The organism is Plantactinospora sp. KLBMP9567, from assembly GCF_033446045.1.
Classification (GTDB): domain Bacteria; phylum Actinomycetota; class Actinomycetes; order Mycobacteriales; family Micromonosporaceae; genus Plantactinospora.
The window spans coordinates 21,008-45,750 of the sequence record NZ_JAWQRR010000040.1 but is presented as its reverse complement, the minus strand read 5'-3'; the positions used below and the strand labels follow the sequence as shown (position 1 = coordinate 45,750).

The window sequence follows — 24,743 nt, the reverse complement described above, 5'->3', positions numbered from 1 at the left end:
GGAGGGTCGGGTCAGCGGCTGGCCGGCAGCCCGAACGCCGCGAACAGGTGCGAGTCGAACGCGGTGATCTCGGCGATGAGCTGGTCCGGCACCCGCAGCGCGAGAAGCCGGAGGGCCGGGCCGGCAATCGACCGACCCGGCCCTCGGCCGGTCCCCGCTACTCCTCCGGTCAGCGCGGCGCCGGCAGCGTCGTCGTCCACAGCGCACGGCCGTCCTGGTCCCGCAGGTGCACGGTCAGCGCGCCGGAGGGGCCGTCGATCGCCACCTCGCCGAAGTGCTGGAATCCCTCGGCCGGCGAGGTGTTCGCCCGGGGCGGGGCGTGCACGAAGACCGCCCGGGGGCCGAACGTGCCGTCCAGGGTGTTCGGCCCGAACGCGCCGGCGTGCGCGGGTCCGGAGACGAACTCCCAGAACGGGGTGAAGTCGGCGACCGCCGCCCGGGCCGGGTCGTAGTGGTGCGCCGCCGTGTAGTGCACGTCGGCGGTGAGGAAGACGATCCCGCGTACCCCGGCGCGGTGCGTGGCGCGCAGGATCTCCGCGAACTCCAGTTCGCGGCCGGCCGGTACGCCGCCGTCGCCCTGGGCGACGCCCTCCTGCGCGGTCGCGCCGTCCGGCACCACCAGGCCGATCGGCAGGTCGGCGGCGATCACCTTCCAGGTCGCCGTCGACCGCTTCAGTTCCCGGACCAGCCACTCCCGCTGCTCGCGGCCGAGCAGCCCGCGCAACGGGTCGGCGTACGTGTTGCCGTCGTTGGGATCCTTGTGCGTGCGCATGTCCAGCACGAAGAGGTCCAGCAGCGGCCCGTACGGCAGCCGCCGGTAGAGCCGCCCGTCGGACGGGGTCGGCACCCACTCGTGGAACGCCTGGCGGGCCCGGGCGGCCAGCACGTCGACCCGACGCTCGGTGTACCGGGCGTCGTCCAGGATCTCGCCCGGGTACCAGTTGTTCGTCACCTCGTGGTCGTCCCACTGGTTGACCTGCGGCACCTCGGCGACGAACGCTCGGAAGTGCTCGTCGAGCAGGTTGTAGGCGAACTGTCCCCGGTATTCGGCCAGCGTCTCGGCGACCTTGCTCTTCTCCGGGGTGACGATGTTGCGCCAGACCCGCCCGTCGGGCAGCGTCACCGTCTCGGCGAGTGGGCCGTCGGCGTAGACGGTGTCGCCGCTGCACAGGTAGAAGTCGGGGCGTACCTTCCGGATGGCGCGGAAGATGCCCATGCCGCCGAGGTCGGGCGCGATGCCCCAACCCTGGCCGGCGATGTCACCGGTCCAGACGAACCGGATGTCGTCGCGCCGGTCCCCGGAGCCGGGGGCGGTGCGCAGGCTGCCGTCGAGCGGCTCGCTGAACAGGCCGGGCCGGTCCAGGCTCTCCACCCGGGCCCGGTAGTAGAGCCGTTCTCCGGCGGGCAACCCGGTCAGGCGTACCTTGCCGGTGAAGTCGCCGCGCGGGTCGAGCACCGGGCCGCGGACCCGGCGCGCCCCGCGCAGGTCGGGACGGCGGCCGACCTCGAGGTGCAGCCGCCCGGCCCGGTCCGCCCGGGTCCACACCACGGCGGAGTGCGCGGTCGCGTCGCCGCTCTGCACCCCGTGGGTGAGCACCGGCCGTCCGCCGGGCCGCCAGCCGGGCGCGCCGGACCGGGTGGCCCCGTCGCGGGCGGCGGTCGCGGCGGCGCCGCCGAGCAGCGCGCCGCTGGCGAGTCCGGCTCCGGTGGTCAGGCCGGCGCGGAGCAGGGTACGCCGATCAAGTGCGGTCATCGGTCCTCCGAATCTGGGTGGAAACTCCGATCGGACCGAGGTCTACCGACCGGATGTTGCCTGACCACCCGGCTTCGGTGACCAGCGCCTCAACCGCACGCGAACGGCTGCCCCGGGTGAGGCGGACCCGCACGGCGGGGCAGCGGGGTTTCCGGTGCCGCCGGCCGGGTAGGGAACTGCGGCTCTGCCGCCCGCGCGACCAGCGCCTTCCGGCGGTGGCACAGTGCCCGGCGCATCCGTGGCGGGCAGGATCCGGGCAAGGAGGACCCGTGGCGTCGAAGGAGTACCGCAAGGACCCGGAGGCCGTTTCCCGGCTGTCCCAGCAGCAGTACCACGTCACCCAGGAGAGCGGGACGGAACCGCCGTTCCGGAACGCCTACTGGGACACCAAGGAGCCCGGCATCTACGTCGACGTCGTCTCCGGCGAGCCGCTGTTCGCCTCGGTCGACAAGTACGACAGCGGTACCGGGTGGCCGAGTTTCACCGCGCCGATCGAACCGGCGAACGTGGTGGCGATCGACGACACGACCCTCGGGATGGTCCGTACCGAGGTGCGGTCGGCGCACGGCGACAGCCATCTCGGCCATCTCTTCGACGACGGCCCACGGGACCGGGGCGGGATGCGGTACTGCATGAACTCCGCCGCGCTGCGCTTCGTCCCACTGGCCGACCTCGAACGCGAGGGCTACGGCGAGTACCGCCGACTCTTCGACGGCGCGGACGGAAGCTGACCTGCCGTGGTCAGCCGGTGAGGGTGCCGGTCTTCACTCCGGCGACGAAGGCGGACCAGGCGTACGGCGGAAAGGCGAGCACCGGTCCGGCCTGGTCCTTGCTGCGGTACGCCCTTCCTGCCGCCGGTCACCGAAGACGTTCGGCTAGACCCGGTCGAGACCAGGACGTTCGGCTCGCGCGTGATCCACGAGCGCTACGGCCGCGCCCGCGATGACTCGGACTGACACCGTTCTACCACTTCGTTGGTCGGCTGAGCCTGTCGTCGGGAGAGGGCCAGCCTGCGTCGCTCTCGGTCGATCTCGGTGACGACGACCGTGACCTCGTCGCCGACCTGGACGACATCCGACGGGCCTTCGACGGGCGTCCACGCCAGTTCCCGTGGCGGGACCAGTCCCTCGATTCCGTCGGCGACCTGGACGAAGACGCCGATCGGGACCAGCTTGGTGACCCGTCCATGCAGCTTCTGCCCCACCGCAGCGCCGTCGGCGAATACCTGGAAGGGGTCCGGTCGCGTCGCTCGCAAGGACAGTCTGGCCTCCAGGTTCCATGTGTCGAACTGGAGGAACTCTCCTGAGACACGCTGTCCGACCTGCACGACTTCGGAGGCTGACCGGAAGGGCCGCCAGGACAACTCGGCGAGCGTGATGAACCCGACGCCGGGGAAGACGGGGTGATCGGGGCCGTCGTCCAGCGCCACGAACACGCCGAACCGCTCGATCGCTGCGACGGTGCCGGACAGAAGTTCGCCGCGGTGCAGTGATTCCAGGAACGACCAGAGTTCGGGGTTCTCAGCCGGTCCGTCCATACTGTCCAGCCTTTCACGCCAACCCCGCGAACCTGTTCGCGGCAGCACTATCGACCTCGGCCAGACGGCCGGCGGCGAGCCCGCCAGATGGCGAATCCGCCGACCGCCACCAGGACCAGCAGCGTCACCGCCACCGCACCGACGAAGGCGCCGGTGACGTCCTGGCTCGATTCCGCTGCCCGGCCCCGGTCGAACGGCCTGTCGCCGGGAGTGGCGTGGGTACTGGGCGAGGGGGAGGGCTGCGGCTCCCGATCCGCCAGCGGATAGCGCAGCAGCACGGGATCGGCGGCGGACTCGCCGTCCCCCTTCTCCGAAAGTGTCAGCAGTGCCGTCCCGTCCGGGGCGTACGTGACCGTCTCACCCTGTGGCTCGTCGGGCAGCGGGATGACCCGGGGCGTCCCCTCGGTGACGGCGCGGACCACGTCGCCGTCGGGTACGTCGAACTCCAGGGCGTCGGCGTAGGTGCGCAGGACCACCCGGCCGCCGTCCGGGGCGACCGCGCCGCCGGTGACGAGCTGCCGTCCGAAGATCGAGAAAGGGTTGCTGGTGGTGCTCCTCGGCAGGGTGAACTGCCCGACCCTGCGCAGCGGAGTGGTCTGCCCGGCCCGCAGCGCCCGGGCGGGGGCGTAGAGGCCGGGCGTGCCGGAGTCCTTGGTGACGATGATCGGGGTGCCGTCGCCGGAGAGCAGCAGCGCCTCCGCGTCGTGAGCGCCGTCCGGATAGCTGACCCGGTGCAGCACCGGCGACTGCGCCTCCGGGGCCAGTTTCCAGAGCGCGACGGTCTCGCGTACCCGGTCGTTGTCGCCGATGTCGCCGATCCAGATCGTGCCGTCCGGGGCCCTGGCCAGGTCCTCGGTGTCCCGGGGCCGGGACGGATAGCGGACGGAGCGGGTGACCGCGCAGTCCCGGGCGAGGAAGAAGATCCGCCGTCGGTTGTCCACATCGGAGCTGTCGTTGACCACCACGTAGCCGTCCTCGGTGGCGGCCAGCCCGGAGACCTCGGGTAGCCGCTTGTCGTCGACGGTGCAGACCGGGGTGCCGCCGGCGGCGCGGATGCCGGCCGCCACCTGCCCGGGTGGTTGCCCGGCGGCGGGCCGGCCTGCCGCGCCACCGACCGGAAGGACCAGCACCGCCGCCGCCAGGAGGGTCACCAGGCGCCGCATCCGGCAAGTGTGGCACGGGGTTTCACGTTTCGAGCCGGCTACCCGACGGGGTCAGCCCATCGCGGTACCGTCGTCCGTCATATCGCCTCCTGCGGTATCGGAGGTGCCTTCTCCGGGGGTGCCGGAAGCGGGTCGTCCTGCGGTGCCGGACGCATCTCGCCGGTGCCGCGCAGCGGGCGCCGCACGGCAGGGCCGGTGACCGTGCCGGGTAGCGGTCGCCCGCCGGCAGAACCGGTGCCGGTCGAGCCGTTCGGGGCGGCGCCTGGTATCGGGCCAGTCCTGGCGCTGGTGGCGGTGACGGTGCCGCGATGGGGCCCGGCGTGGGGAGCGGTTCCGGACTCGCGGACGAAGTCGACCGCCCGGCGTACGACCTCGGGGTCGGCCAGGATGCGCCCGTGCCCGAGCCCGTCGGTCCGGTGCAGCCGGCCCGGCCAGGCGGTGGCCATGGTGGCGCCGTCGGCCGGGTACACCTCCCGGTCGTTGCGGTCCTGCACCACCAGCAGCGGCGGCAGTCCGCCGGCTCCGTGGGCTCGTGATCCCAGGTCGTAGTCGGCGATCGGCCGGCCGACCAGCGACTCCATCGCCGCGACGAGCCGGTCACCGACCACCGGGCCGATGCCGAGGGTCCGCCGGAACGCCTGGATGTAGGGGAGGGGGTCGGCCATCGGGGCGATCATCACCAGCCGGCGCACCGGCAGGCCGTCGAGGACGGCGAGCCCGGTCGCGCTGGCGCCGAGCGAGTGGGCGATCACGGCGTGCGCCGGGCCGTGCGCCCGGACGACCGCCGTCAGCGCGTCGGCGAACTCGCTGAGCGTGGCCCGGTGCGGGCCGAGCGCGCCCGGTCCGGACCGGCCGTGGCTGAGCGCGTCCCAGGCGACCACCCGGTAGCCGGCCGCCACCAGCGTGGGGACGAATCCGTGCAGCTGGCTGGCGGAGCCACCCCAACCGTGCGCCAGGTAGACGAAGGGGCCGCTGCCCCAGGCCCGGCCGGTGACCGTACCGCCGTCGACCTCGACGGTGAACGGGGTGCCGTCGTACGGGCCGGTGAAGGTGGTGGCGCCGCCCGGCCCGGCCGGCACCGTGGGGGCGGCGATGCGCCGGCGGGGCGGGGTGCACCAGAGCCGCAGCGCGAGCCGGCCGCCGGCCTCCGGCGCCAGCTGTTCGAGGGTACCGAAGACGGCTCGGAATCCACCGGCCATGGCGGCGCGGCGAATGGAACGAACGATCGTGCTTTTTTTGCGCCGGACGTGTGGACTGGTCATGGCGGCTCCTCGGGTTGTGGTGCGGTCAGTCGGACGTCGGCCGTGCCGCGTCCAGCAGGGCCTCGAAGGCATGTCGGGCCCAGGTCTCGGTGCGCGGATCGTTCAACAGGCGTCGCGCGTGGAAGGCGCCGAGCATGACGCTGTGCAGGTCGTGGGCGAACCGTTCGGGATCGGTGGCCTCGTCGAACTGGCCCTCGGCGATCCCGGTCCGGAAGATCTGTGCGATGACGTCGGAGAGGTCCCGGTGGTCGGCGACCAGCTGGTCCCGGACCGGGCCGGGCTGGTCGTCGAACTCGGTGGAGGCCGAGACGAAGAGGCATGCGCCGGGGACGTTGACGCTGCGCAGCCAGTTCTCGAAGAGGGCCCGCATCCGGGCCTCGCCCCGGGGGGCGCGCAGTGCCGGGCGGACCACCTCGGCGGTGAAGGCGTCCCGGGCGTGATCGAGCACCTGGAGGTGCAGCGCCTCCTTGGAGCGGAAGTGCGCGAAGAGGCCGCTCTTGGACATGTCGAGCCGGGCGGCGAGCGAGCCGATCGTGAGGCCACCGAGACCGAGTCGGCTGGCGACCTCGGTCGCCTCCGCCAGCACCGCCTGCCGGGTGGCCGCACCCTTGCTCACCCGGCATTGATAGCACGACCGTTCGCATCCTGCCAAGAGTCCGCTCCGGCGTGCGGCGACCTCGCCCTACTGATCCATTCCGCCGAGACCGGCGCGTTTCCTGCGTGGCGGGCCGCGCCGGCGAGGGGCGCCGCCCACCTGCCGTGCAACGGCGGCAGTGCTCCGGCCAGTTGGGAGAGGGACGCTCTCCGGCCAGTTGGGAGAGGGACGTCATGACCGTCAGCGATGTCACCTCCCGGCCGGTTCCGCCGGACGGTCGAGCCGATCCGGCCCGGCGCGGCGGCATAATGCGAAGGGTGCGAGCTGACCTGGACGCGCGATGGAGCCGGCGTCCGGCGGGCGTCGGGACGCCGCGCCGGCCGAGGCGGTTCCCGGCGCGGCGTACGGCGCCGGTGGCGGCCGCGCTGGTGGCCGGCCTGGTCGCCGCGGCCGGCAGCCCGGCAGCGGCCACTCCGTCGATCCGGTACGCCGCCGCGCGCTGCGGCCCGGCCGTCACCGACCCGCTCTCCGCCGCGCCCTGGCCGCTGACCAGACTCCGCCCCGACCTGGCCTGGCCGTTGAGCACCGGGGTGGGAGTCAGGGTCGCGGTCGTCGACTCCGGCGTCTCCGCCGACCACCCCACGCTGGCCGGCAAGGTGCTCCCCGGCCGGGACCTGCTCTCCTCCTCCGACGGCGGTGACGGCCGGTGCGACGAGAACGGGCACGGCACCCTGATCGCCGGGATCATCGCCGGCCGGGAGGCGGTCAGCGCCGGCTTCCGCTTCTACGGCGTCGCTCCCGGAGCCGAGATCGTGCCGGTACGCGTGCTCCGCGACCAGCGCAGGTCAGAGGAGGCCGACCTGTCGGGGCGGATCGCCGAGGCGATCCGGTGGGCGGTCGACGAGGCCGACGCCGACGTGGTCAACCTGTCGCTGACCACCCCGCCGACCCGGCAGTTGCAGTCGGCCATCGCGCACGCCGTCGCGCGGCGGGTCGTGGTCGTCGCCGCCGCCGGCAACACCGGCGAGTCGGGTGTGGAGGCGGGGCAGCCGACCTTTCCGGCGGCCTATCCGGGGGTGATCGCGGTCGCCGGGGTCAACGCCGCCGACGCGCACGTGCAGACGTCGACCAGCGGCGACTTCGTGGACGTGGCGGCACCGGGCGAGCGGATAGCCGGGCCGGCGGCGGCCGGCGGGGGCTATCTGTTCACCGTCGAGGGGGGCACCAGCTTCGCCACCGGGTACGTCTCCGGGCTGGCCGCCCTGATCCGGGCGTACGACCCGACGCTCTCGCCCGGCCAGGTGGCCGACCGGATCACCCAGACCGCCGACCACCCCGACGGGCTGTGGGACTCGCAGGTCGGCCACGGGGTGATCAACCCGGTACGGGCGGTCGGCGCCCTTCGCCCGGCCGGCGTACCGGAACCCGGGGCCGCCGTCAGCGTGCCACGCCCGGCCGCCCACCCGTCCCCGCTGCGCACCGTCAGCGTCGCCTCCGGGGTGATCGCCGTGGTCGGCGTCGCCCTGGCGCTGCTGCTGCTGGCCGCGGTACCGGTCATCCGGCGGGGCCGCCGGCGCGGCTGGCGTACGGCACGCAGGTGACGGCTACCCGCCCGAGGATCGTCCACATCCGACCGATCGGCCGCCGGATGTTTTGACCGGCGGGACCCGCGCACCTCCCCGAGACACCGTCGCGGTGATACTGTCCCGGCATCGTTGACACGGAGGTTGAGGCGTGGCCAGTGGGTTCAGCCGGGTCACGGTGGTAGCTCCACGCAGTCGTGTCGATCTCGCCCTGCCCGCCGACGTACCCCTGGCAGACCTGCTGCCCACGGTGCTCAGCTACGCCGGCGATGCCCTGGCCGACGACCCGGCGGCGCGCAACGGCTGGACGCTGTCCCGGATGGGCGGTGCGGCGCTGGACAGTTCACGCAGCCCCGCCCAGCTCGAGGTGCGCGACGGCGAACTGCTCTACCTGCGCCCCCGGGGCGAGGAGGCGCCGCTACCGGTCTTCGACGACGTGGTGGACGCCGTCGCGACCGCCGCCCGGGAGCGCACCGGCCGGTGGAGCCCGGCGGCCACCCGGGTGCTCGGCCTCACGCTCGGGGCGGTGGCCCTGCTCGGTGGCGCGGTGGCGGTGCTGCTCGCCGGCCCACCACAGCTGCCCGGCGGCCTGGCCGGGCTCGGCCTCGCCGCCGCACTGCTGCTCGGCGCGGTGGTGCTGGCCCGGGCGGTGGGCGATGCGCAGAGCGCCACCGTGTTCGCGCTGGTCGCGCTCGCCTACGCGGCCGCCGGCGGCCTGCTGGTGCTCGCCGGGGACCGGACCGTCGGCCAGCTCGCCCCGCCGCACGTGCTCGTCGCCGCGACCGCGGTGGTGCTGGTGGCGGCGGCAGCCGCGATCGGGGTCGGCGACGCCGGGCCGGTCTTCCTGTGCGGTGGCGTCTGCGCGGTGGCGCTGCTCGTCGCCGCCGCGATCCGGGTACTCTTCGAGGTGGGTACCCCGGCCGCGGCGGCGGTCACCGTGACGCTGGTCTTCGCCACGCTCCCGCTGCTGCCGATGTTCGCCTACCGGCTCGGCCGGCTGCCGGACCCGTCGGTGCCGACCGACCCCGAGCACCTCCGCCAGGACGAGCACTCGGTCGACGGCCTCCAGACGTTCGTCCGCTCCGACCGTGCCGACGCGTACCTGGCCGGGATGTTGAGCGCGCTGGCCGTCATCGGTGCGGTGGCCGCCGTCGCGGTCTCCTCCGACGGCGTCGGGGGTCTGGCCCTCGGCGTTGTGCTCGGGCTGACGATGATGGCCCGGGCCCGCTGGTTCCTCAGCCGGGCACAGCGGCTGCCGCTGCTGGGCGCCGGTGCCGTGGCCCTGGCCGCTGCCGTGGTCGCCGCCTACGACGACCTCGGACTCGCGTGGCGGCTGACGCTGCTGCTCGGGTCGCTGCTGCTGGTCGCCGCGATCAGCGTCGGCTTCGCGCTGGCCGGCGGGCGCCGGCCGAGTTCGCCGGTCTGGGGACGGACCCTGGACATCATCGAGGTGGTCCTGATCCTCGCCATCTTCCCGCTGGCGGTCTGGGTGAGCGGCCTGCTCGGCTGGATCCGCGCCATCCGCGGCTGACCCGCGAGGAGCGCCCGGAGAACCGCCGGGAAGCGCTGGGAGGGCCCGCTACCGCCGGGAAACGATGGGCGGAGCCCGTGACGCACAGTGGTGCGGGCGGTCGCACAGTCAGCCGAAGAGATGCCGTTCGAAGCGGGTCGGCGTGAGCCAGACGTACCGGGCGGAGCCGCCACCGAACGCGGCGACCATCTCGTTGTGCATCGCGGACACCGGCGACCAGGACTCCCGGGGCAGGTCGAGCGCCGAGCCGACCAGCGCCGCCTCCGGCTGGGTCAGCCGTTGCACCAGCACCACGTCGGCGCTGGCCAGCACGGGTACGCCGGCCGGGGTCAGCCGGGGCAGCACGGTGAGCTGAGTCTCCCAGGCCCGGGTCGGTCGCCGCCGCTCCGGCCCGTGCAGGCCGACGTCGCGGAGCCGGAGTAGCGGCCGGGTCGGGTCGGCCGGCTCGTCGCCGCCCGGATAGGCGGAGCGCCACACGCGGTCACCGGCGCCACCGGCGGCCCGGTCCAGCGCCAGCCAGTGCGCCATCGTGGCGATCGTGCCGGCCGCCGCCGGATTGACCCCGTGCACGGCCTCGACCGCCACCCGAGCACCATGGCCGAGACAGCGGAAGAGCAGCACCTGGGCGGTCCACCAGTCACCGACGAACGTCACGGTCACCGGTTCCGGGCGGAACAGGCGCAGCAGCACCGGTCGGTTCGCGACGTCCCGGCCCAGCACCACGCCGATGGCGTCGACGTCGAGGGTGAGCCGGCCGAGCAGGTCGCCGACGAGCCGGCGTTCCGGCGCGACGGTCTTCGGATCACCGGTCGGCATCGGTCGACCCCCTTCCTGTCGTACCCGGCCGGTGCGATCGGCGGGCCGCGCTCACCGGGCGACCAGTCCCAGGGTCGCCCCGGTCGGCGCGGTCGCGTACACCCCGGTGGCGTGCTCGCCGTTGAGCCGGACGAGTCGGACTCCCGCAGCGGTGGCGCTGGCCCGCAACTGTTGTACGCAGGTGTTGACCAACTCGGGGGTCGTGGTGACGCGTACCAGGGTCCGGGCCGCCGCCCTGCCGTCCGGGGCACCTGAACCGTCCCGCCGCCCGAACAGCACCGCGACGCTCACGTCGAGTGCCGACGGCACCTGCGTCAGCGCCCTGAGCGGATCCGCGGTGGCGGTGGCCGGCCAGGCCCGTACCGCGAAACAGACCTGCACCCGGTGCTGGTCCTGCCAGCGAGACCACCGCTCCCGGCCCAGCCCGGCAGCGGTGTCGACGCCGCAGGAGTACGCCAGTGCCTGCCGCAGGCCGTCCCCGTCCAGCACGGTGTGTTCGACGTCGAGGTTGGTCAACCCGGTGCCGACCCGGGCGATCGCGGCGGTGAGCGCCCGGTGTACGCCGGCCAGCCCGCCCCCGCGATCCGCCGCCACCGTCGCCGCGTCCCGGGTCGAGAGCCGGGCGGCGATCCAGACGTCGTGGTGTACCGGGACCGAGAGCACGCGGCACAGTTCCAGATAGGACTGTGCCGCCGCGGTGCGCGGGTCGACGGCGGCGATCGGCAGCGACGAGTGGCGGAGCACGACCTGGAGGGTGCTGGCCGGCAGCGCCGGGTCGGCCGCCAGGCCGGCGAGCCAGTCCAGCCGGAGCGCCGTGTGGTGGCCGCCGGAGAGTCCGTCGGGGTGCCGTACCGCGATCGCGGCGAACCAGCCCAGCGTGTCCTGCCCCACCCCGATCGAGCCGGACCGGTCGGTGATGGTGGTCGTGCGCGGCCCGGGCGGAAGCACGGCCAGCAGCGGATCGTCCGCACCGGAGCGGCGCTGTGCGCGCAGGCCGGCGCGACGGCGGCGGGCCAGCCGCAGCCGGGCACCGAGAACCTCGTACCACCAGCGGCCGCCGGACCGGCCGAAGGTGGCGACGAGCAGGACGGCGGCGGCCGTCCCGGCCAGCACACCCGGCACCGGGGAGAGCGCGTAGACGGCGGCGCCGGTCGCGAACAGCGCCAACTCGACGGCGACGAGCTGGACCGTGCCGAACCGGCCGGTGGGTCGGCCGACAGCCATCAACTCCGGCATGGTCCACACCATACGTGCCGACTGTATGATGTCGCATCGGGCGAAGGCGGGGTGAGGATGCGCAGTCGTCGTGAACAGGTCCAGGCCTACCGGTTTCTCATCCGGCGGATCGTCTCCGCGCTGCTGGCCGGCGAGCCCGAGACGAACGAGCTGCCGATGCGGCGGTTCGCCCTCGCGATGCTCGGTGGCCTACTGGTCGGGGTGCTGCTGATCGCCGGATTCGGCGTCTACGGGCTGCTTCGGCCGGGCGGTCGCCAGCCGGTCGAAAACGCGATCATCGTGCAGCGGGACACCGGAGCGAAGTTCATCTACAGCCAGGGCCGGCTGCATCCGGTGCTCAACTGGACGTCCGCGCTGCTGATCATCGGGCAGCCGGAACCGGCGGTACGGACCATGTCGGAGAGTTCGCTGCGCGCGGTGCCGCGCGGGCTGCCGATCGGGATCCCCGACGCGCCCGACTCACTGCCGTCGAGGTCGGCCCTGCTGGGCCTGCCGATCAGCGTGTGCAGCGCACCCCGGTCGCTGACCTCGGTCGCTCGCGCCACCCACGTGCTGCTGGGCCGGGCGCCGTCCGGCGGCACGGCCGTCGGTCGGCAGGGGCTGCTGGTGAGTGTGGACGGTGGCGACCGCTTTCTGCTCTGGGCCGAGCATCGGCTGCGGATCCGTGGCAACGCCGTCCTCGCCGCCCTGGGCTGGGCCGGGATCCCGCCGGTCGCGGTCGGCGAGGCGTTCCTCAACTCGGTGCCACCGGGTCCCGACCTGGTGCCGCTCGCGCTGCCCGGCGCCGGCTCGTCCGCCCGGCCGACTATCGGCGGCCAGCGGACCCGGATCGGGCAGTTGTTCCGGGCGGCGGGCAAGTCGTACGTGATGCTGTCCGACGGGCTTGCCCCGATCGGCGCGGTCACCGCCCGGCTGCTCGAGGCCGCCGGTCGTACGGTCAACGAGATCTCGGCCCAGCAGGCCGGCGAGTTGATCGTGGACAGCGCGGCCGAGCCGCCCGGCCTCCCCGACGAGGTGCCCGAGGTTCGGGGCGCGCAGAACCCGGTCCCGATGGTGTGTGCGAGCTACCACGACGACGGCGGTGCGGCGGAGCACCCGGTCATCATCGAGACCTTCGGCAGTGTGCCCGGCGACGTCCCGCCCGTCGAGCAGCCGGCGACGGCGGCCGGGGCGGACGGGATCCGACCGGCCGACCGGGTCGCGCTGCCGGGCGGGCACGCGGCTCTGGTCCGCGCCGCCAACCCGATCGGCGCGAACGCCGCCGGCAACGTCTATCTCGTCACCGACCAGGGGCTGAAGTTCCCACTGTCTCGCCCGAACCTGGAAAAGGTGCAGAGTTCGCTCGGCTACGCGGGTGTCCGGCCGGTGCAGGTACCGGCGAGCATCCTGGCGCTGGTGCCGACCGGGGTGGCGCTCGATCCGGAGGCCGCGGTACGACTCTCTCCGTTGCCGACCGTCGCCCCGGCCGACCCCGGTGGCAGACCCGCCGGTGGCCCCGGCGCCCCGGCACCGGGCCCGAGCTGACCGGGCCGGAGTCGACCGGGCCGGAGTCGACCGGGCCTGATGAGTCCGGATCTGATGAGTCGGTCGAGCCTGAGCCGACCGGGCGCCCGAGTTGACGGGCCTGGAACTGGGTGCCCGGGCCGGCCCCGCCGGCTGGTCGCCGGACCGCCCGCCGGCCCGGGTGGGTCAGTCGGTGCCGCGCGGCCTGGGCCCTCTCGCGGGCGGCGGTGGCGGTGGAGCCGCCGGCGTCTCGTTTATCGACAGCGGCTCGCCGCCGTCGAGCTCGACCCGGCCGTGCTGGAGCCGGGCACGCATGTACAGCCGGTCGTTGAACGGGTTCGGCCAATGGCCGTCGTCGCCGTGGTGCCCCGACATGTGCTGGTGCGGCTGGGTCAGCCCCTGCCGGCCCGTGACCAGCGAGCCGAGGTTGGCCGTCGCCCGGTCGATGAGCAGTTCGGCCTGCCGGTCGGCCAGCAGCGCGGAGCCGTAGAGCTGGGTGATCAGCAGATACTGGCCGGAGTCCTGGTAGATCCGCGGCTTTGTCGTGAGGAACTGCAGGAAGAACGCGGCGATCCAGTACACCAGGATGAACCACGCCTGATACCGCTGCAACGCCGCCGCCAGGCAGAGGCCGAGCATCCCGGCCGACTCCTTGGCGGTCGTGGCCGCCTGCACCACCGCCTCGTACTGCCGCCCGATCTGGGACCGGTAGGCGTCGTTGAACCTGCCCTCCCAGGTCCGGTTCGCCGCCTCTCCCACGTAGTCCATCTCGCGGTCGATCGCCCTGGGATGCATGCTGTCCCGGACGGACTCGAGCCGCCGCTGGATGAGCAGCCAGTTCTCGATGTCGGCGATCAGGTCGAAGGGGACCGTCGACAGCTCCTCCAGAAAGGGCCGGAAGCGGCGCAGGGCCTTGTCCGCCGTCGCCAGGATCCGGCCGACCACCGGATAATCCAACCAGCCGTCGGCTATCAGGCTGGCGACCCGTTCCTCGGCGCGCCGGAACCACTCGACGAGTCGATCCACCATCGCCCGCCAGTCGGCGGCGGTGCGGGGCAGGTCGGGCAGCAGATCGGTGTCGCTGGGCGGCGGGTCGATCGGCGGCACCATCGGCCAGGAGTGGTGGGGTCCGGGGTCGGGAAGCGCACCGGTGGTGGCGGGGGGCGGGGGGATTCGACCACCCGCGGCGTCCGGCGCCGTCATCTGGCCATCCCCAGCGCGCCCCGGAGCGGGTGGCCGCGGTCGGCCGCCGCGGCGTCGCGCAGCTTGACGAACTCCGCCACCGCCTGCTCCTCGTCGTCCACGAACTTCTGGTATGAGATCCGGAGCATCTGGGCGATCGCCGACCAGACCTCCGCACCCTCCGACAGCCGGGTGCCCGTGACGTCGACGAGCGCGTCGTGCTGCTGCACCACCCGGGCGAACATGCCAGCCCGGCTCACGTCGCGCAACCTGAACCCCTCGAGTAGCTGTACGACCTCGCGCAGGTCGTCCGACTGGGCCTGCCAGATGTTGGCGTGCCGGTCCACCGTGACCGCGTTGATCGCGAACCGCTCGGATGCCATCGCGTCGCTCTCTCCCTTTCGGCGTGACGAGGGGTGGGGCGGCGGCTGTTCAGGCCAGCCGACGCATCCCGGCCAGCAGTTCGGCGCTCAACTCCGCGAGCCGCGCCCCGGTCGACGGCAGCGCCGAGCCGGTGGCCAGTTCGGCCCGTGCCGAGGTCAGGGACCGGTTGAGTGCGTCGGCCAGCTCGTCCGGCCGCAGGTCGGCGGCCCAGTGCGGGTCGACCGTGCAGGACACCGTCCCGCCGGGATGCAGCTCCAGCGTCACCTTGCCGTACGCGGTCACCCCGGTCGCGGTCGCCGGCGCCGTCCGCTCCGGCTCGTGCGGGTCGCCGGTGATGTCGAGCAGCTCCTCGATCACCTGGTGCAGGGGGCGAGGGGCGCCCGGCGACCGGCCCGCCGTCGCGGGGACGAGTTCGTCGAGCAGTGCCCGGTAGTCCGGTTCGGGCCCGACGCGTACGCCGGTGCCGCTTCCGGCAGCACCCCAGCCGGTTCCGGGCGCGGCTATGCCGGTGCTGAATGCGGCTGTGCCGAATCCGGGTGCCGGCCGGTCCGCGTCGGCTCCGCCGTGCCGTCGCAGCGCCTCGGCCCAGGCTTCCGACCGGAGCTCGACGGCGGCCTGGCACGCCTCGGCGACCGCGCCGCCCAGCCGCTCCGAGCCCAGCGTGCGTTGCCAGTCCGGGGCGACGTGCAGCGACTCGGGCAGACCGTCCGGGTCGAGGACGGCCCGGATCGCGCCGCTGCGGTCGGTCGCGGCGACCTCCCGGGGTGCCGTGGCGTCGAGGGCGGCCCCCGTCGATCTCAGCTCCGCCAGGTCACGCAGCGCCTCGCGCAGCTCGGGCGTGAGGTGGTCGGCCATCGCGTCTCCTCGTGGTTGATCGCAACCTACCGGACGGGTACCGGCAAGCTGAAGACACGGAGAGTCCGTGTCATAAGACGGGGGAGTCCACGTCGCGGACGGTGCTGCCGAACCGGCGCCGGACCGTCCGGGAATCCGCCACCGTCCGGCGCGCCGGCCGGTGGCACGGCACTACCATCCCGGTTCGCGCGATCTCCGCGCCTGCCGGATCAGCCGCTCGCACTCGGCCACCTCGGGCGGGGTGAGTTCGTCGACCGCCTGCTCGTACGCCGCGCGGGCCCGCTGCTGGGTGGCCCGCAGCACCCGGGTCACCACCTCGCCGAGCTTGACGTGGTTGTAGTGCTGCAACGCCGCACCACGCAACCGGACCTCGGTGACCACGCCGGCACCGGTCACCCGGACACCCACCCGGCCGTCCCGGCTGTGCCCCTCGACCTGTGCGGCCGCCAGGCGTTGCAGTTCTCCGTCCATGGTGTCGAGTGCGGACAGCGCCCGGCGGGCCAGTTCCTCGTACCGTGCCTCGTCGTGCGGTGAGTAGACCAGGGGTGCGAAGTCGTCCGGGCCGTCCCAGCGGGTCATCGGTCGTCCCTTCCCAGCACGCCGCCGCGCAGGTCCGGCAGCTCCGTTCCGATCGCGGGCTCCGACCCGGCGGTACGCCAGCCGTCCGCGCCGGTGCGGTCTCCGGCCGGCCCGCCGGCTCCGGGTGCGGTCGGGGCAACCTCGGCGGCCAGCGCGGCGAGCGCGTCGCCGAGGCGCTGCTGGGCGGCGGTGACCGCGGCCCGGACCGCCTCCTCGACGACGGCCGGATCGTGCCTGGCGATCGTCGCCGCGAACGTAACCCTGACCACGACGCCCTGGCCGTCGACCACGGAGGTGACGAGCCGGCCCGGGTCACTGCCCTCGTAGGTGGCGGCCTGGAGCCGTTGCCACTCGGCCTCGGTCCGCGCGATCGACGCCTCCAGCGCGACCAGGTCGGCCGGGGCGGCGGGCGGGTCGTCCATCGGCATCGCAACCTCCGCAGCATTGGGACCTCGGCCCGGCAGGCACTATATTTTACGAAGACCGAACTCGATGGTCCTCCGTGGCAGGCACAAGCGACAACTGGGAGGATGGCGTTGAGCATTCCCGACGGTTCCGTCTCCAGCAGCGCGCCCGAGTTCCAGGCACATCTGCCGGAGATGCGGGCGGCGGCCAACCAGATCGCGGGCCTGGCCGAGGACTACCGCGGTTCCTTCACCCCGATCACCGGCGCGGTCGAGGGCACGGTGGCGGGCAACGCCGGTCTGCCCAGCTTCAGCACGATGGCGCACTTCTTCACCGTCGCCGTCGAAGCGGCGATCCGGGCCGTCGCCGACGAGATGGACACCCAGGCGGTGCGGGTGCGGCAGGCGGCTCAGCACTTCGAGGACGTCGATCTGCAACTGCAGCAGCGGGTCGCCACGGTGCACTTCGACGACCGTCTTCCCCCGGGATCGGGGGTGGCGTGATGGGCGCGGTGACCTTCATGGGCCTGAAACTGTCGGAGCCGGGCGTGGCGCAGTCGCTTCTCGCCCCGGTCGTGCAGTCCTTCGTGCAGAGCATGACGAGCACCAGGACCAACTTCGGCACGGCCGCGACCCTGCCGAATCTCGTCGGCGCGACCGGCACCGCCCAGCAGGATCGCCGGACCATCGCACTGAACGCGTTACAGCAGGTCATCGGCACGGTCGCCCAGGCACAGCTGACCACCAGCACCGGCAGTGCGCAGTTGCAGGCCACCAAGACACAGCTCGACGCGATCGTCGCCAGCGCGAGTGCGGGCGGCTATCAGGTGCTGCCGACCGGGCAGGTGACGCCGAGCGCCGCGCAGCGGGCGTACTGCAAGGCGACCTGGTCGCACGGCGGCGCCGCCAGGTGGGCGATGTACGAGGCGAGGGCGGCGCAGTACACGGCACAGATCGCCGCCACCACCAGCCAGGCGTCGACGGTGGACGCCCAGTTGACCGCGGCGCTGGTGAAACTGGCCACCGACTATCTCACCAGCCTGTTCCAGAAGCAGTCGGACGTGGGCACCACCTCGCTGCCCACGATTCCCGACGTGCAGGCGCCCCCACCGCTGCCGACGCCGACCATCCCGTCGCCGAGTACCGGTGTGCCGGCCGGTCCGGCTCCGACGACGCTGCCCGCGGGCAGCGGGGCTGATCTCGGCGCCGGGGCCGAGCTGACGGGCGCGACCGCGCTGGCCGGTGCGGGCGGTGCGGGGGGTTCGCTCGGTGGGGCCGGCGCACTCGGCACCGGCGCGGCGGCGTTGGGCCTGAGCGGAGCGCCGGCCGGCAGCACCGCCACCATGCAGGGCGGTGCCGCCGGTGTCGGGGTGGCCGGGCTCGGCGCACCGGGAGCCACCGGGGCGGCCGGGGCCGGCCGGTCGGTCGGCGGCGCGTCCGTGATGGGTGTCGGTGGCTTCGGCGGCCACGCCGGCGCGGGGAGTGACTCGGGCGAACACGAGGTCGCGAGCTGGCTGGTCGAGGATGACGGGCCGTGGGCCTCCGGCGAGGCGCCGGACGGGGTGATCGGCTGATGGTCGCCGGCCAGTCGGGTTTCGACACGGCGATGCGCCGGGCCGGCGAGTTGCAGGTCGACGTCGCACACCTGGAGCGTGTCGGCGACTATCTCCAGATCCTCGCCGACCGGATGCCGGAGCTGCGGGCGGCGGTCCAGGCGGCGCACGATGCGGCCGCTGCCGGCGGCCAGCATCGGCACAGTGCGCTCGGCAGCCTGAACATCGACGAGGTGAACCATCCCGAGCTGGACGGGCTTGCCCGGCGACTGCGGCGGGTGCACGACGCGGTCGCCGACAACCTCGCCGACCTGGAGACCTGCCTGCGGGACACGACCCGGGCGGTCGCGACGATCGCCCGGCTCTACGACACCGTGGAGGAACGCAATCGGCTCACCGCGGCCGAGGTTCTGAAGCGGCTTCCGCGCTGAGGGGGTCCAGGTGTCGAAGCCCGCACCGAGCTGGGAAGAGATCGTCAGTTGGGTTACCGTCGCCAGTAACTACGCCAAGGTCAGCGAGGCGCAGCAGCGCTGGGAGGCGGCGTTCACGCAGGTCGAGGCGGTACGTGACCGGCTCAAGGACCTGTCCGGCAAGACGTCCGACTGGAAGGGCAGCGGCGGCGACGCGTTCCGGGCCCATCTGGCGGAGATGGTCGCCGCGCTGACGGTGACGAGCGACCGGCACCGCAGCATCGTGCACGGGCTGAACGAGTCTGCCGCCTATCTGCGGCAGGCGGTCCGGACGATCCCCATTCCCAGTTGGATGTACGACACGGTGCAGGCCGAGCGGCAGAGCTTCGACTCCGGCGGTGTCTTCGCGGACGTGGCGCCGGGAGCGTTCTGGCAGGGCCTGGAACGGTTGGTCTCGGGCGGCTACCCGATCGCCAACGAGCTCAGGAAGGACGTCGAGGAGTTCGTCCGAAACCACGAGGAGCAGGCCCAGCAGGCATACCGGGTGCTGCGCCAGGGCTACGGCAGCGCGATGACGCACTTCCCGGAGAGTGGCGCCAGGGCGACGGTGCCCGGCGCGAGATCCGCGCCGGGTGCCGCACCGAAGACAGGCCAGGATGCCGGCGCGGCCCGGACCACCGGCGACCCGTCGACCACCGGCCAGCCGGCGGCGCAGAACCCGCTGGCCCAGCAGCCGGCGGCGGCCGCCGCGACCACACCGACCATACCGACCGCGACCACGCCGCAACTGCCGTCGGTAACCACCCCGGACCTGGAACTGCCTGATTCCGGTGCCGGCCACCTCCCTGACCCGCTGCCCGGCATCGAGCCCGGCGACGGCTTCGAGTCAGACGACCCGGGCTTCGGCCTCGCCGGAATCGGTGTCGACCTCGGTTCCGGCGTCGGGGCCGGCAGCCTCGGCGGTGCCGGGGGGATCGGTGGGGGCGGCGTCGCCGGCATCGGCGGGGTGGGTGGTGCCAAGCTGCCGCCGATCGGGCCGGCGGTGACCCTGCCGGAGGGGGTCATGGCCGCCGCCGCGGCGGCCCGGGACCGTCGGGTCGCAGCCCCGGGTGCCGGGGGCGCCGGTGCCGGTGCCGTGCCGGGGATGATGCCGATGATGGGCGGCATGGGTCCGGGGCAGCGTGAGGACCGCCGGACGGCGGACAACGAGTGGCTCACGGATGAGCCCGAGGAGACGTTCGCCCCCGACCGGTCCACCCCGCCCGGCGTCATCGCCTGACGGCTCGGCCGGAATTCCGTCGGCTCGGCCGGACGCTGCCCTGCTCGGCCAGGGGTGCTGCGAACGTCCGGCAGCACCGGGTGTTGCCGGACGCCGAAGGAGCCTCAGCGGCCTCTTTCACCCATGATCGTGGCAGCCCGGCCGTCGGCTCCCCGGAGCGTCGTGCTCGCATCCGAGACCACCGTGCCGGCCTTCAGCACGACCTGGTGGAACTCGGTCCACATCTGCTCCATCTGGCGTTTCCAGATCTCGAACTCGGCCCGCGCGTCGCTGTCCCACGGAATCTTCGCGATGTCCGCCACGAAGTTCTTGGTGATGTTCTCGATGTTGGTGCCCTGCTTCTTGAGCTCCATGGCCGCGGACTCTGCTGCGCCGTGGTCCATCCGGATCTGGCTGCTCATGGGGTTCCTCCGCTTGCACCGTTCCGCAGTGGCATGGGATGGCAGAGGTGGGATACGACCCACCCGCCGATTCGACCGGTCGAGTGGAGCTAGGCGATGTTGTAGACGTTGATCGTGCCGACCGAGTCGGTCATGGCGTCGCTCGCGTCGGCGTACGTGCGGTTCACGTCTTCCAGACCGCCGCGCATCTCGTCCATCTTGTTCTGGAGGCGGCGGGCTCCGTCGACCATCTCGGCCGCGACGGTGTAGAACTTGGTCGCCGCCGGACCCTCCCAGCCCCGGTTCTTGAGCCGCTGCACCGATTGGTCGATGTTCTTGACCTGAAATTCGATCATGCCACGGGCCTGGTCGACGAGCTGAGCCGCGCGCTGGGCGTTGCCCTCGTCGTGGGTGAATGTCTGTGCCACGCTACCCTCCGGGGAACTAGGCAGAGGCGGGACGCCCCAATCGCCGGCGTCTCTATGCGGCCAGGGTAGCCGATCCCCGCGCCGAACCGCACCGTCCACTCGACACAGAGTGCCCGGCGGTCGGGGTGGTCGCGGACGATGATCGACGCGTTCGGCCGGATGACCGACGACGCCTTCGGTCGCTGCGCGCCGCGCATGCCCACCTGGCCGGATGACCGAGGTCTTCGGCGCGTCGAGCCGCCCGGCGGCCCCGGCCCTCACTCCGCGTCGAGCCACGCCGTCTGGACCAGGTTGATCCCGTCGCTGCGCCGCACCAGGGTGCCCCGGCCCGGCGGCTGTGGGCTGGGCCGGACGTGCCCGAGCACGGCACCCTCGTCGGGGTTGCCGGACATCAGCAGCCCCGGGGTGTTCAGGTCGGTGAGCTGTTGCAGCACCGGCTCGTACAGTGCCCGGCCGACGCCGCCGCACCGGCGGGCCAGGATCAGGTGCAGCCCGATGTCCCGGGCCGGTGACAGCAGGTCCACCAGCCCGTCCAGCGGGTTTCCGCTGCTGGTCGCGACCATGTCGTAGTCGTCGACCAGGATGTAGATCTCCGGCCCCTGCCACCAGGAACGGTTGCGGAGCTGTTCGGTCGTCACGTCCGGGCCGGGCAGCCGCCCGGTCAACGCCTGGGCGATCCCGCCGACCATCGCCGTCGCCGTCTGCGCGGACGGGGTGTAGTCGAGCAGGTGCTCGCCCTCGACCACGCCGAGCAGCGTACGCCGGTAGTCGACGATCACCAGCTTGGCCTCGTCCGGCGGATGGCGCTGCATGATGGTCCGGGCGATCAGCCGGAGCAGGCTCGTCTTGCCGCACTGCGCGTCACCCAGCACGATCAGGTGCGGCTCGGAGTCGAACGCCAATCGCACCGGGGCCAGGTAGGTCTCGTTCAGCCCGATCGGGAGACCCGGCCCGGCGACGTCGCGCAGTTCGGCTGCGGGCAGCATCCGGGGGAGCAGGCGTACCGCCGGGGCCGGCTCGTGCCGCCACCCGGCCCGGACCCGCGCCACCAGGTTCGCGGCGCCGATCGCCAGTTCGTCGGCGCTGGCGCGGCCGTCGATGCGCGGCACGGCGGCCAGGAACTGGAGCTTGTCGCGGGTGACGCCACGCCCCGGGGTGTTCTCGGGTACGTTCGCCGCGGCCCGCCGGTCGATCTCGGAGTCGCTCGGGTCGCCGAGCCGCAGCTCGAGCCGGGTACCGAACAGCTCGCGGACGTTGTAGCGGATCTCCGACCAGCGGGTGGCGGTGAGCACCACGTGGATGCCGAACCCGAGGCAGCGGGCGGCGAGTCGGGTGATGATCTCCTCCTGCTGCTCGAACTCCTCGCGTACCGTGCCCCAGCCGTCAACGACGAGGAAGACGTCGCCGAACGGGTCGTCGGTGATCTCGCCGCTGGCCCGCAAGGCCCGGTAGGCGTCGATCGACTCGACGCCGAGTTCGGCGAAGCGCGCCTCCCGTTCGTCCAGCAGCACGCTCACCTCGGCGACCGTGCGGCGGATCGCCTCGTGGTTGCGGCGCACGGCCACCCCGGACAGGTGCGGCAGCCCTTCGAGGGAGCGGAGCGTGCCGCCGCCGAAGTCCAGGCAGAAGAACTGCACCTCGCGCGGGCTGTGGGTGAGCGCCAGCGCGCAGAGCATCGAGCGGAGCAGCGTGCTCTTTCCGGTACGCGGCCCGCCGACGATCACCACGTTGCCACCGGCACCGGCCAACTCCACCAGGAGCGGGTCGCGGCGCTGCTCGAAGGGGCGGTCCTCGATGCCGACCGGTACCACCAGCCGCCCGACGCCGGGCCAGGTGGCGCTGACCAGGCCACGGTGCTCGTCGACGACCGGCTCGCCGAGCAGCGCGTCGAGGCTCGGCGCCACGTCCAGCGGAGGCAGCCAGACCTGGTGCGCCGGTGGGCCGTGCCGCAGCTTGTCCACGATCACGTCGAGCATGGTGGTCTGCCGGCCGGCGTCGGTCGGGCTCCCGGCCGGCTCGGCCGGCTCGTCGGGCACCGCCGGCAGCTCGGGCGGGACCGGCACGTGCAGGGTGCCGTACGGCATGATGCGGCGGCGTACCAGGGCCTGGGCCCGGGTGCCGGTCACCGCGGCCGCCCGGTAGGGGCCGGAGACGTACGCGGCCCGGAAGCGCAGCATGGTCAGCGTGCCGGCCTTCAGGTAGCCGTGCCCGGGAGCGTTCGGCAGCTCGTACGCGTCCGGCACGCCGAGCACCACCCGGCTCTCCATCGCGGAGAAGGTCCGCAACCCGATCCGGTACGACAGGTGGGTGTCCAGCCCGCGCAGCCGCCCCTCCTCCAGGCGCTGGCTGGCCAGCAGCAGGTGTACGCCGAGCGAGCGGCCGAGCCGGCCGATCGTCACGAAGAGGTCGATGAAGTCGGGCTTGGCCGCCAGCAGCTCGCTGAACTCGTCGCAGATGATCAGCAGGCTGGGCAGCGGGGCGAGCGGTTCACCGGCCCGGCGCGCCTTCTCGTACTCGTACCGGGAGACGTAGTTGCCGGCGGCCCGCAGCAACTCCTGCCGGCGGACCAGCTCGCCCGCGACGGCGTCCTCCATCCGGTCCACCATGGCCAGTTCGTCGGCCAGGTTGGTGATCACCGCACTGGTGTGCGGCAGCACGTCCAGGGAGGCGAAGGTGGCACCGCCCTTGAAGTCCACCAGGACCAGGTTGAGGTCCTCGGAGGAGTGGGTGACGGCCAGCGAGACCACGATCGTCCGGAGCAGTTCGCTCTTGCCGGACCCGGTCGCTCCGATGATCAGCCCGTGCGGACCCATGCCGTCCTGGGCGGCCTCCTTGAAGTCCAGCTCCACCACCGAGCCGTCCGCCCCGATGCCGAGCGGAATGCGCAGCCGGTCCCGTTCCGGGCGGGGCCGCCAGCTCCGGGCCGGGTCGACCGCGCCGGCGTCGCCGAAGCCGAGCAGCTCGGGCAGTTCGGTGACCCGCGACGTCGCCTCCTCGGTCTCGACGTGCCGGGACAGCCGGTGCGGGGCGAGCTGCCGGGCCAGGCCGGTGGCCTGCTCGACGCTGAGCCGGTCCGGTACGCCGAGCGTCATGCTCCGGTCGCCCCGGTCCGCCGACAGGGCGTCGGAGGTGACGTCGAGGCAGAGCAACCAGCGGCCGGCGTCCCGGGGCACCATCCCGGACAGGTCCAGTACGGTGCTGCCGAGTACGCCCGCGCCGTGCAGCGCAGAGGCGGCCGGCACCTCGCCGCCGTCGAGTACGACGAGCAGGTGCGCCGCCGTGGTCAACGGCCGGGCGTCCGGCGAGTGTCGCGGCCGGACGGTGAACTCCTCGCGGAACGCCTCCTCCAGCGCGGCTGTCGACTCGAAGACCAGCCGGGTGGCCCCGGCGCCGTCGGTGACCCGGTCGTCCTGGGCGTGCGGCAGCCACTTGACCCAGTCCCAGTCGGGCCGCCGCTCCGGCGCCGTCACCACCGCGATCCGGACGTCGTCCGGCGAGTGGAACGTGGCGAGCTGGCAGAGCAGCGCCCGGGCCAGACCGAGCACCGGATCCCGGTCGCCGCGCAGCACCAGCCGGCTGAACGAGCGGAGTTGGATCGCCAGCGGCAGGTCCGGCACCACGGACTGGGCCCGGACGAAGCGTCGCAGGGCGATCGCGGTCAGCGGTTCCAGGTCCTCGACCGGCCGGGTTCCGGGCGGGACGATGGTCACCGACAGCTTCTGGGTCCCGGCCGCGACCCGTACCTCGGCGAAGTCGTCGTCGGTGCTCCGCCGCTCCCACATCCGCCGGGAGGCGCAGACCGACCAGAGCGCCGTCGGGGCCGGATGCCGCCACAGCAGTGCGGTGCGCTGCTGGGCGGCGGCGCTGCGCGCCTTCCGCCGGGCCTGGGTCAGATAGCGCAGGTAGTCGCGGCGTTGTGCGTCCACCTCGGCGCGGCTGTTGCCGTGCCCGCCGCCCATCGAGGTGGCCGCCATGCCCAGCATGGAGAGTCCGAACAGGCCGCCGACCACGTAGGTGAGCACGCCGCCGCCCCGGCCGGAGTAGAGGATGGCCATCGCGGCGACCCCGGCCACCATGGGGACCAGCATCATGACCTGGAGGAGGCTGCGGGGCAGCGGCTCCGACAGCTCCGGCGGCGACTCCAGGACGAGCTCTCCCCGGGGCAGCGGCGGTGACGGCCGGCGGGGCGGTCGGCGGAACAGGACGGTGCCCCCGGCACTCTCCCGGCCGCCCGGAAGGCGAGACTGGGCCTCGGTGACCTCCACGAACCGGGATACTATACGGAGAGCTTCTCAGCACCGTACGCATCG

At 73.3% G+C, this 24,743-nt stretch carries 24 protein-coding genes and 1 pseudogene; 8 read left to right on the top strand and 17 right to left on the bottom strand.

Features of this window, described 5'->3' with window-relative positions; all coding sequences use genetic code 11:
- Positions 1-11: 11 nt before the first annotated feature.
- Positions 12-200 carry a hypothetical protein gene (locus tag R6Y94_RS29635; RefSeq protein WP_318399145.1) on the bottom strand — a complete coding sequence of 63 codons (189 nt, stop codon included), beginning with the start codon at positions 198-200 and terminating at the stop codon, positions 12-14.
- Entirely contained in the window at positions 170-1,753 is a 1,584-nt protein-coding gene (locus R6Y94_RS29630) for an alkaline phosphatase D family protein (RefSeq protein ID WP_318399144.1), read from the bottom strand. The genes R6Y94_RS29635 and R6Y94_RS29630 overlap by 31 nt, the downstream gene beginning before the upstream one ends.
- 269 nt (positions 1,754-2,022) lie before the next feature.
- On the opposite strand from R6Y94_RS29630, the gene msrB reads away from it, so the two are divergent.
- On the top strand, positions 2,023-2,484 hold the full coding sequence (gene msrB / locus R6Y94_RS29625) for a peptide-methionine (R)-S-oxide reductase MsrB (RefSeq protein ID WP_318399143.1): 462 nt from the start codon (positions 2,023-2,025) through the stop codon (positions 2,482-2,484).
- Between the two features lie 10 nt (positions 2,485-2,494).
- Here the strand turns inward: msrB and R6Y94_RS29620 are convergent.
- The 5 genes and pseudogenes from R6Y94_RS29620 to R6Y94_RS29600 all read right to left on the bottom strand — a co-directional run.
- Positions 2,495-2,578: pseudogene (locus R6Y94_RS29620) on the bottom strand (DUF397 domain-containing protein); the annotation flags it as partial.
- 100 nt (positions 2,579-2,678) lie between these two features.
- Positions 2,679-3,290: a S1 RNA-binding domain-containing protein gene (locus tag R6Y94_RS29615; protein ID WP_318399142.1), complete on the bottom strand. Its 612-nt coding sequence runs from the start codon at positions 3,288-3,290 to the stop codon at positions 2,679-2,681.
- Positions 3,291-3,337: 47 nt separating this feature from the next.
- Positions 3,338-4,453: a hypothetical protein gene (locus R6Y94_RS29610; protein ID WP_318399141.1), complete on the bottom strand. Its 1,116-nt coding sequence runs from the start codon at positions 4,451-4,453 to the stop codon at positions 3,338-3,340.
- 77 nt (positions 4,454-4,530) lie between these two features.
- The gene (locus tag R6Y94_RS29605; protein ID WP_318399140.1) at positions 4,531-5,715 is read right to left on the bottom strand and encodes an alpha/beta fold hydrolase; all 1,185 of its coding nucleotides are present in this window, start codon (positions 5,713-5,715) and stop codon (positions 4,531-4,533) included.
- A gap of 25 nt (positions 5,716-5,740) precedes the next feature.
- Positions 5,741-6,331 (bottom strand): TetR/AcrR family transcriptional regulator, encoded by a 591-nt coding sequence (locus R6Y94_RS29600; RefSeq protein WP_318399139.1) that lies wholly within the window; start codon positions 6,329-6,331, stop codon positions 5,741-5,743.
- A 296-nt stretch (positions 6,332-6,627) separates the two neighbouring features.
- On the opposite strand from R6Y94_RS29600, the gene mycP reads away from it, so the two are divergent.
- Positions 6,628-7,911: a type VII secretion-associated serine protease mycosin gene (gene mycP, locus R6Y94_RS29595; RefSeq protein ID WP_318399138.1), complete on the top strand. Its 1,284-nt coding sequence runs from the start codon at positions 6,628-6,630 to the stop codon at positions 7,909-7,911.
- Positions 7,912-8,044: 133 nt separating this feature from the next.
- Complete coding sequence (gene eccD / locus R6Y94_RS29590; protein ID WP_318399137.1) at positions 8,045-9,424, top strand: type VII secretion integral membrane protein EccD; 1,380 nt, start codon at positions 8,045-8,047, stop codon at positions 9,422-9,424.
- Positions 9,425-9,532: 108 nt separating this feature from the next.
- On the opposite strand, the gene R6Y94_RS29585 is transcribed toward eccD, so the two are convergent.
- A complete protein-coding gene (locus R6Y94_RS29585; protein ID WP_318399136.1) occupies positions 9,533-10,240 on the bottom strand; it encodes a hypothetical protein in 708 nt (235 codons plus the stop codon).
- A 51-nt stretch (positions 10,241-10,291) separates the two neighbouring features.
- Complete coding sequence (locus tag R6Y94_RS29580; RefSeq protein WP_318399135.1) at positions 10,292-11,476, bottom strand: type VII secretion protein EccE; 1,185 nt, start codon at positions 11,474-11,476, stop codon at positions 10,292-10,294.
- Positions 11,477-11,533: 57 nt separating this feature from the next.
- Between R6Y94_RS29580 and eccB the strand changes: the two genes are divergently transcribed.
- Positions 11,534-13,000: a type VII secretion protein EccB gene (gene eccB / locus R6Y94_RS29575; protein ID WP_318399134.1), complete on the top strand. Its 1,467-nt coding sequence runs from the start codon at positions 11,534-11,536 to the stop codon at positions 12,998-13,000.
- Positions 13,001-13,165: 165 nt separating this feature from the next.
- Here eccB and R6Y94_RS29570 read toward each other — a convergent pair whose 3' ends face one another.
- The 5 genes from R6Y94_RS29570 to R6Y94_RS29550 all read right to left on the bottom strand — a co-directional run bounded on the left by R6Y94_RS29570 (position 13,166) and on the right by R6Y94_RS29550 (position 16,407).
- Positions 13,166-14,182: a hypothetical protein gene (locus R6Y94_RS29570; RefSeq protein WP_318399133.1), complete on the bottom strand. Its 1,017-nt coding sequence runs from the start codon at positions 14,180-14,182 to the stop codon at positions 13,166-13,168.
- Complete coding sequence (locus R6Y94_RS29565; protein ID WP_318399132.1) at positions 14,179-14,544, bottom strand: hypothetical protein; 366 nt, start codon at positions 14,542-14,544, stop codon at positions 14,179-14,181. The genes R6Y94_RS29570 and R6Y94_RS29565 overlap by 4 nt, the downstream gene beginning before the upstream one ends.
- Before the next feature lie 49 nt (positions 14,545-14,593).
- Complete coding sequence (locus R6Y94_RS29560) at positions 14,594-15,400, bottom strand: hypothetical protein (protein WP_318399131.1); 807 nt, start codon at positions 15,398-15,400, stop codon at positions 14,594-14,596.
- 171 nt (positions 15,401-15,571) lie between these two features.
- Positions 15,572-15,979, bottom strand: coding sequence for a YbaB/EbfC family nucleoid-associated protein (locus R6Y94_RS29555; protein ID WP_318399130.1), 408 nt, complete (start codon positions 15,977-15,979; stop codon positions 15,572-15,574).
- Positions 15,976-16,407 carry a YbaB/EbfC family nucleoid-associated protein gene (locus tag R6Y94_RS29550; RefSeq protein WP_318399129.1) on the bottom strand — a complete coding sequence of 144 codons (432 nt, stop codon included), beginning with the start codon at positions 16,405-16,407 and terminating at the stop codon, positions 15,976-15,978. The genes R6Y94_RS29555 and R6Y94_RS29550 overlap by 4 nt, the downstream gene beginning before the upstream one ends.
- A 108-nt stretch (positions 16,408-16,515) precedes the next feature.
- Between R6Y94_RS29550 and R6Y94_RS29545 the strand changes: the two genes are divergently transcribed.
- Genes R6Y94_RS29545 through R6Y94_RS29530 form a run of 4 tightly spaced genes read left to right on the top strand, consistent with a single transcriptional unit; the run spans position 16,516 to position 19,625 of the window.
- A complete protein-coding gene (locus tag R6Y94_RS29545) occupies positions 16,516-16,887 on the top strand; it encodes a hypothetical protein (protein ID WP_318399128.1) in 372 nt (123 codons plus the stop codon).
- The gene (locus R6Y94_RS29540; protein ID WP_318399127.1) at positions 16,887-17,957 is read left to right on the top strand and encodes a hypothetical protein; all 1,071 of its coding nucleotides are present in this window, start codon (positions 16,887-16,889) and stop codon (positions 17,955-17,957) included. Before R6Y94_RS29545 ends, R6Y94_RS29540 begins: the two co-directional genes overlap by 1 nt.
- On the top strand, positions 17,957-18,367 hold the full coding sequence (locus R6Y94_RS29535) for a hypothetical protein (RefSeq protein ID WP_318399126.1): 411 nt from the start codon (positions 17,957-17,959) through the stop codon (positions 18,365-18,367). Before R6Y94_RS29540 ends, R6Y94_RS29535 begins: the two co-directional genes overlap by 1 nt.
- Positions 18,368-18,377: 10 nt before the next feature.
- Positions 18,378-19,625 carry a hypothetical protein gene (locus R6Y94_RS29530; RefSeq protein ID WP_318399125.1) on the top strand — a complete coding sequence of 416 codons (1,248 nt, stop codon included), beginning with the start codon at positions 18,378-18,380 and terminating at the stop codon, positions 19,623-19,625.
- 104 nt (positions 19,626-19,729) lie between these two features.
- Here the strand turns inward: R6Y94_RS29530 and R6Y94_RS29525 are convergent, their stop codons facing one another.
- From R6Y94_RS29525 to eccCa, 3 genes are all read right to left on the bottom strand, one after another.
- Positions 19,730-20,026 (bottom strand): hypothetical protein, encoded by a 297-nt coding sequence (locus R6Y94_RS29525; protein WP_318399124.1) that lies wholly within the window; start codon positions 20,024-20,026, stop codon positions 19,730-19,732.
- Between the two features lie 89 nt (positions 20,027-20,115).
- Complete coding sequence (locus R6Y94_RS29520) at positions 20,116-20,433, bottom strand: WXG100 family type VII secretion target (protein ID WP_318399123.1); 318 nt, start codon at positions 20,431-20,433, stop codon at positions 20,116-20,118.
- A 257-nt stretch (positions 20,434-20,690) separates the two neighbouring features.
- Positions 20,691-24,698, bottom strand: a complete 4,008-nt coding sequence (gene eccCa, locus R6Y94_RS29515; protein ID WP_318399122.1) for a type VII secretion protein EccCa — start codon at positions 24,696-24,698, stop codon at positions 20,691-20,693.
- Between the last annotated feature and the right edge of the window lie 45 nt (positions 24,699-24,743).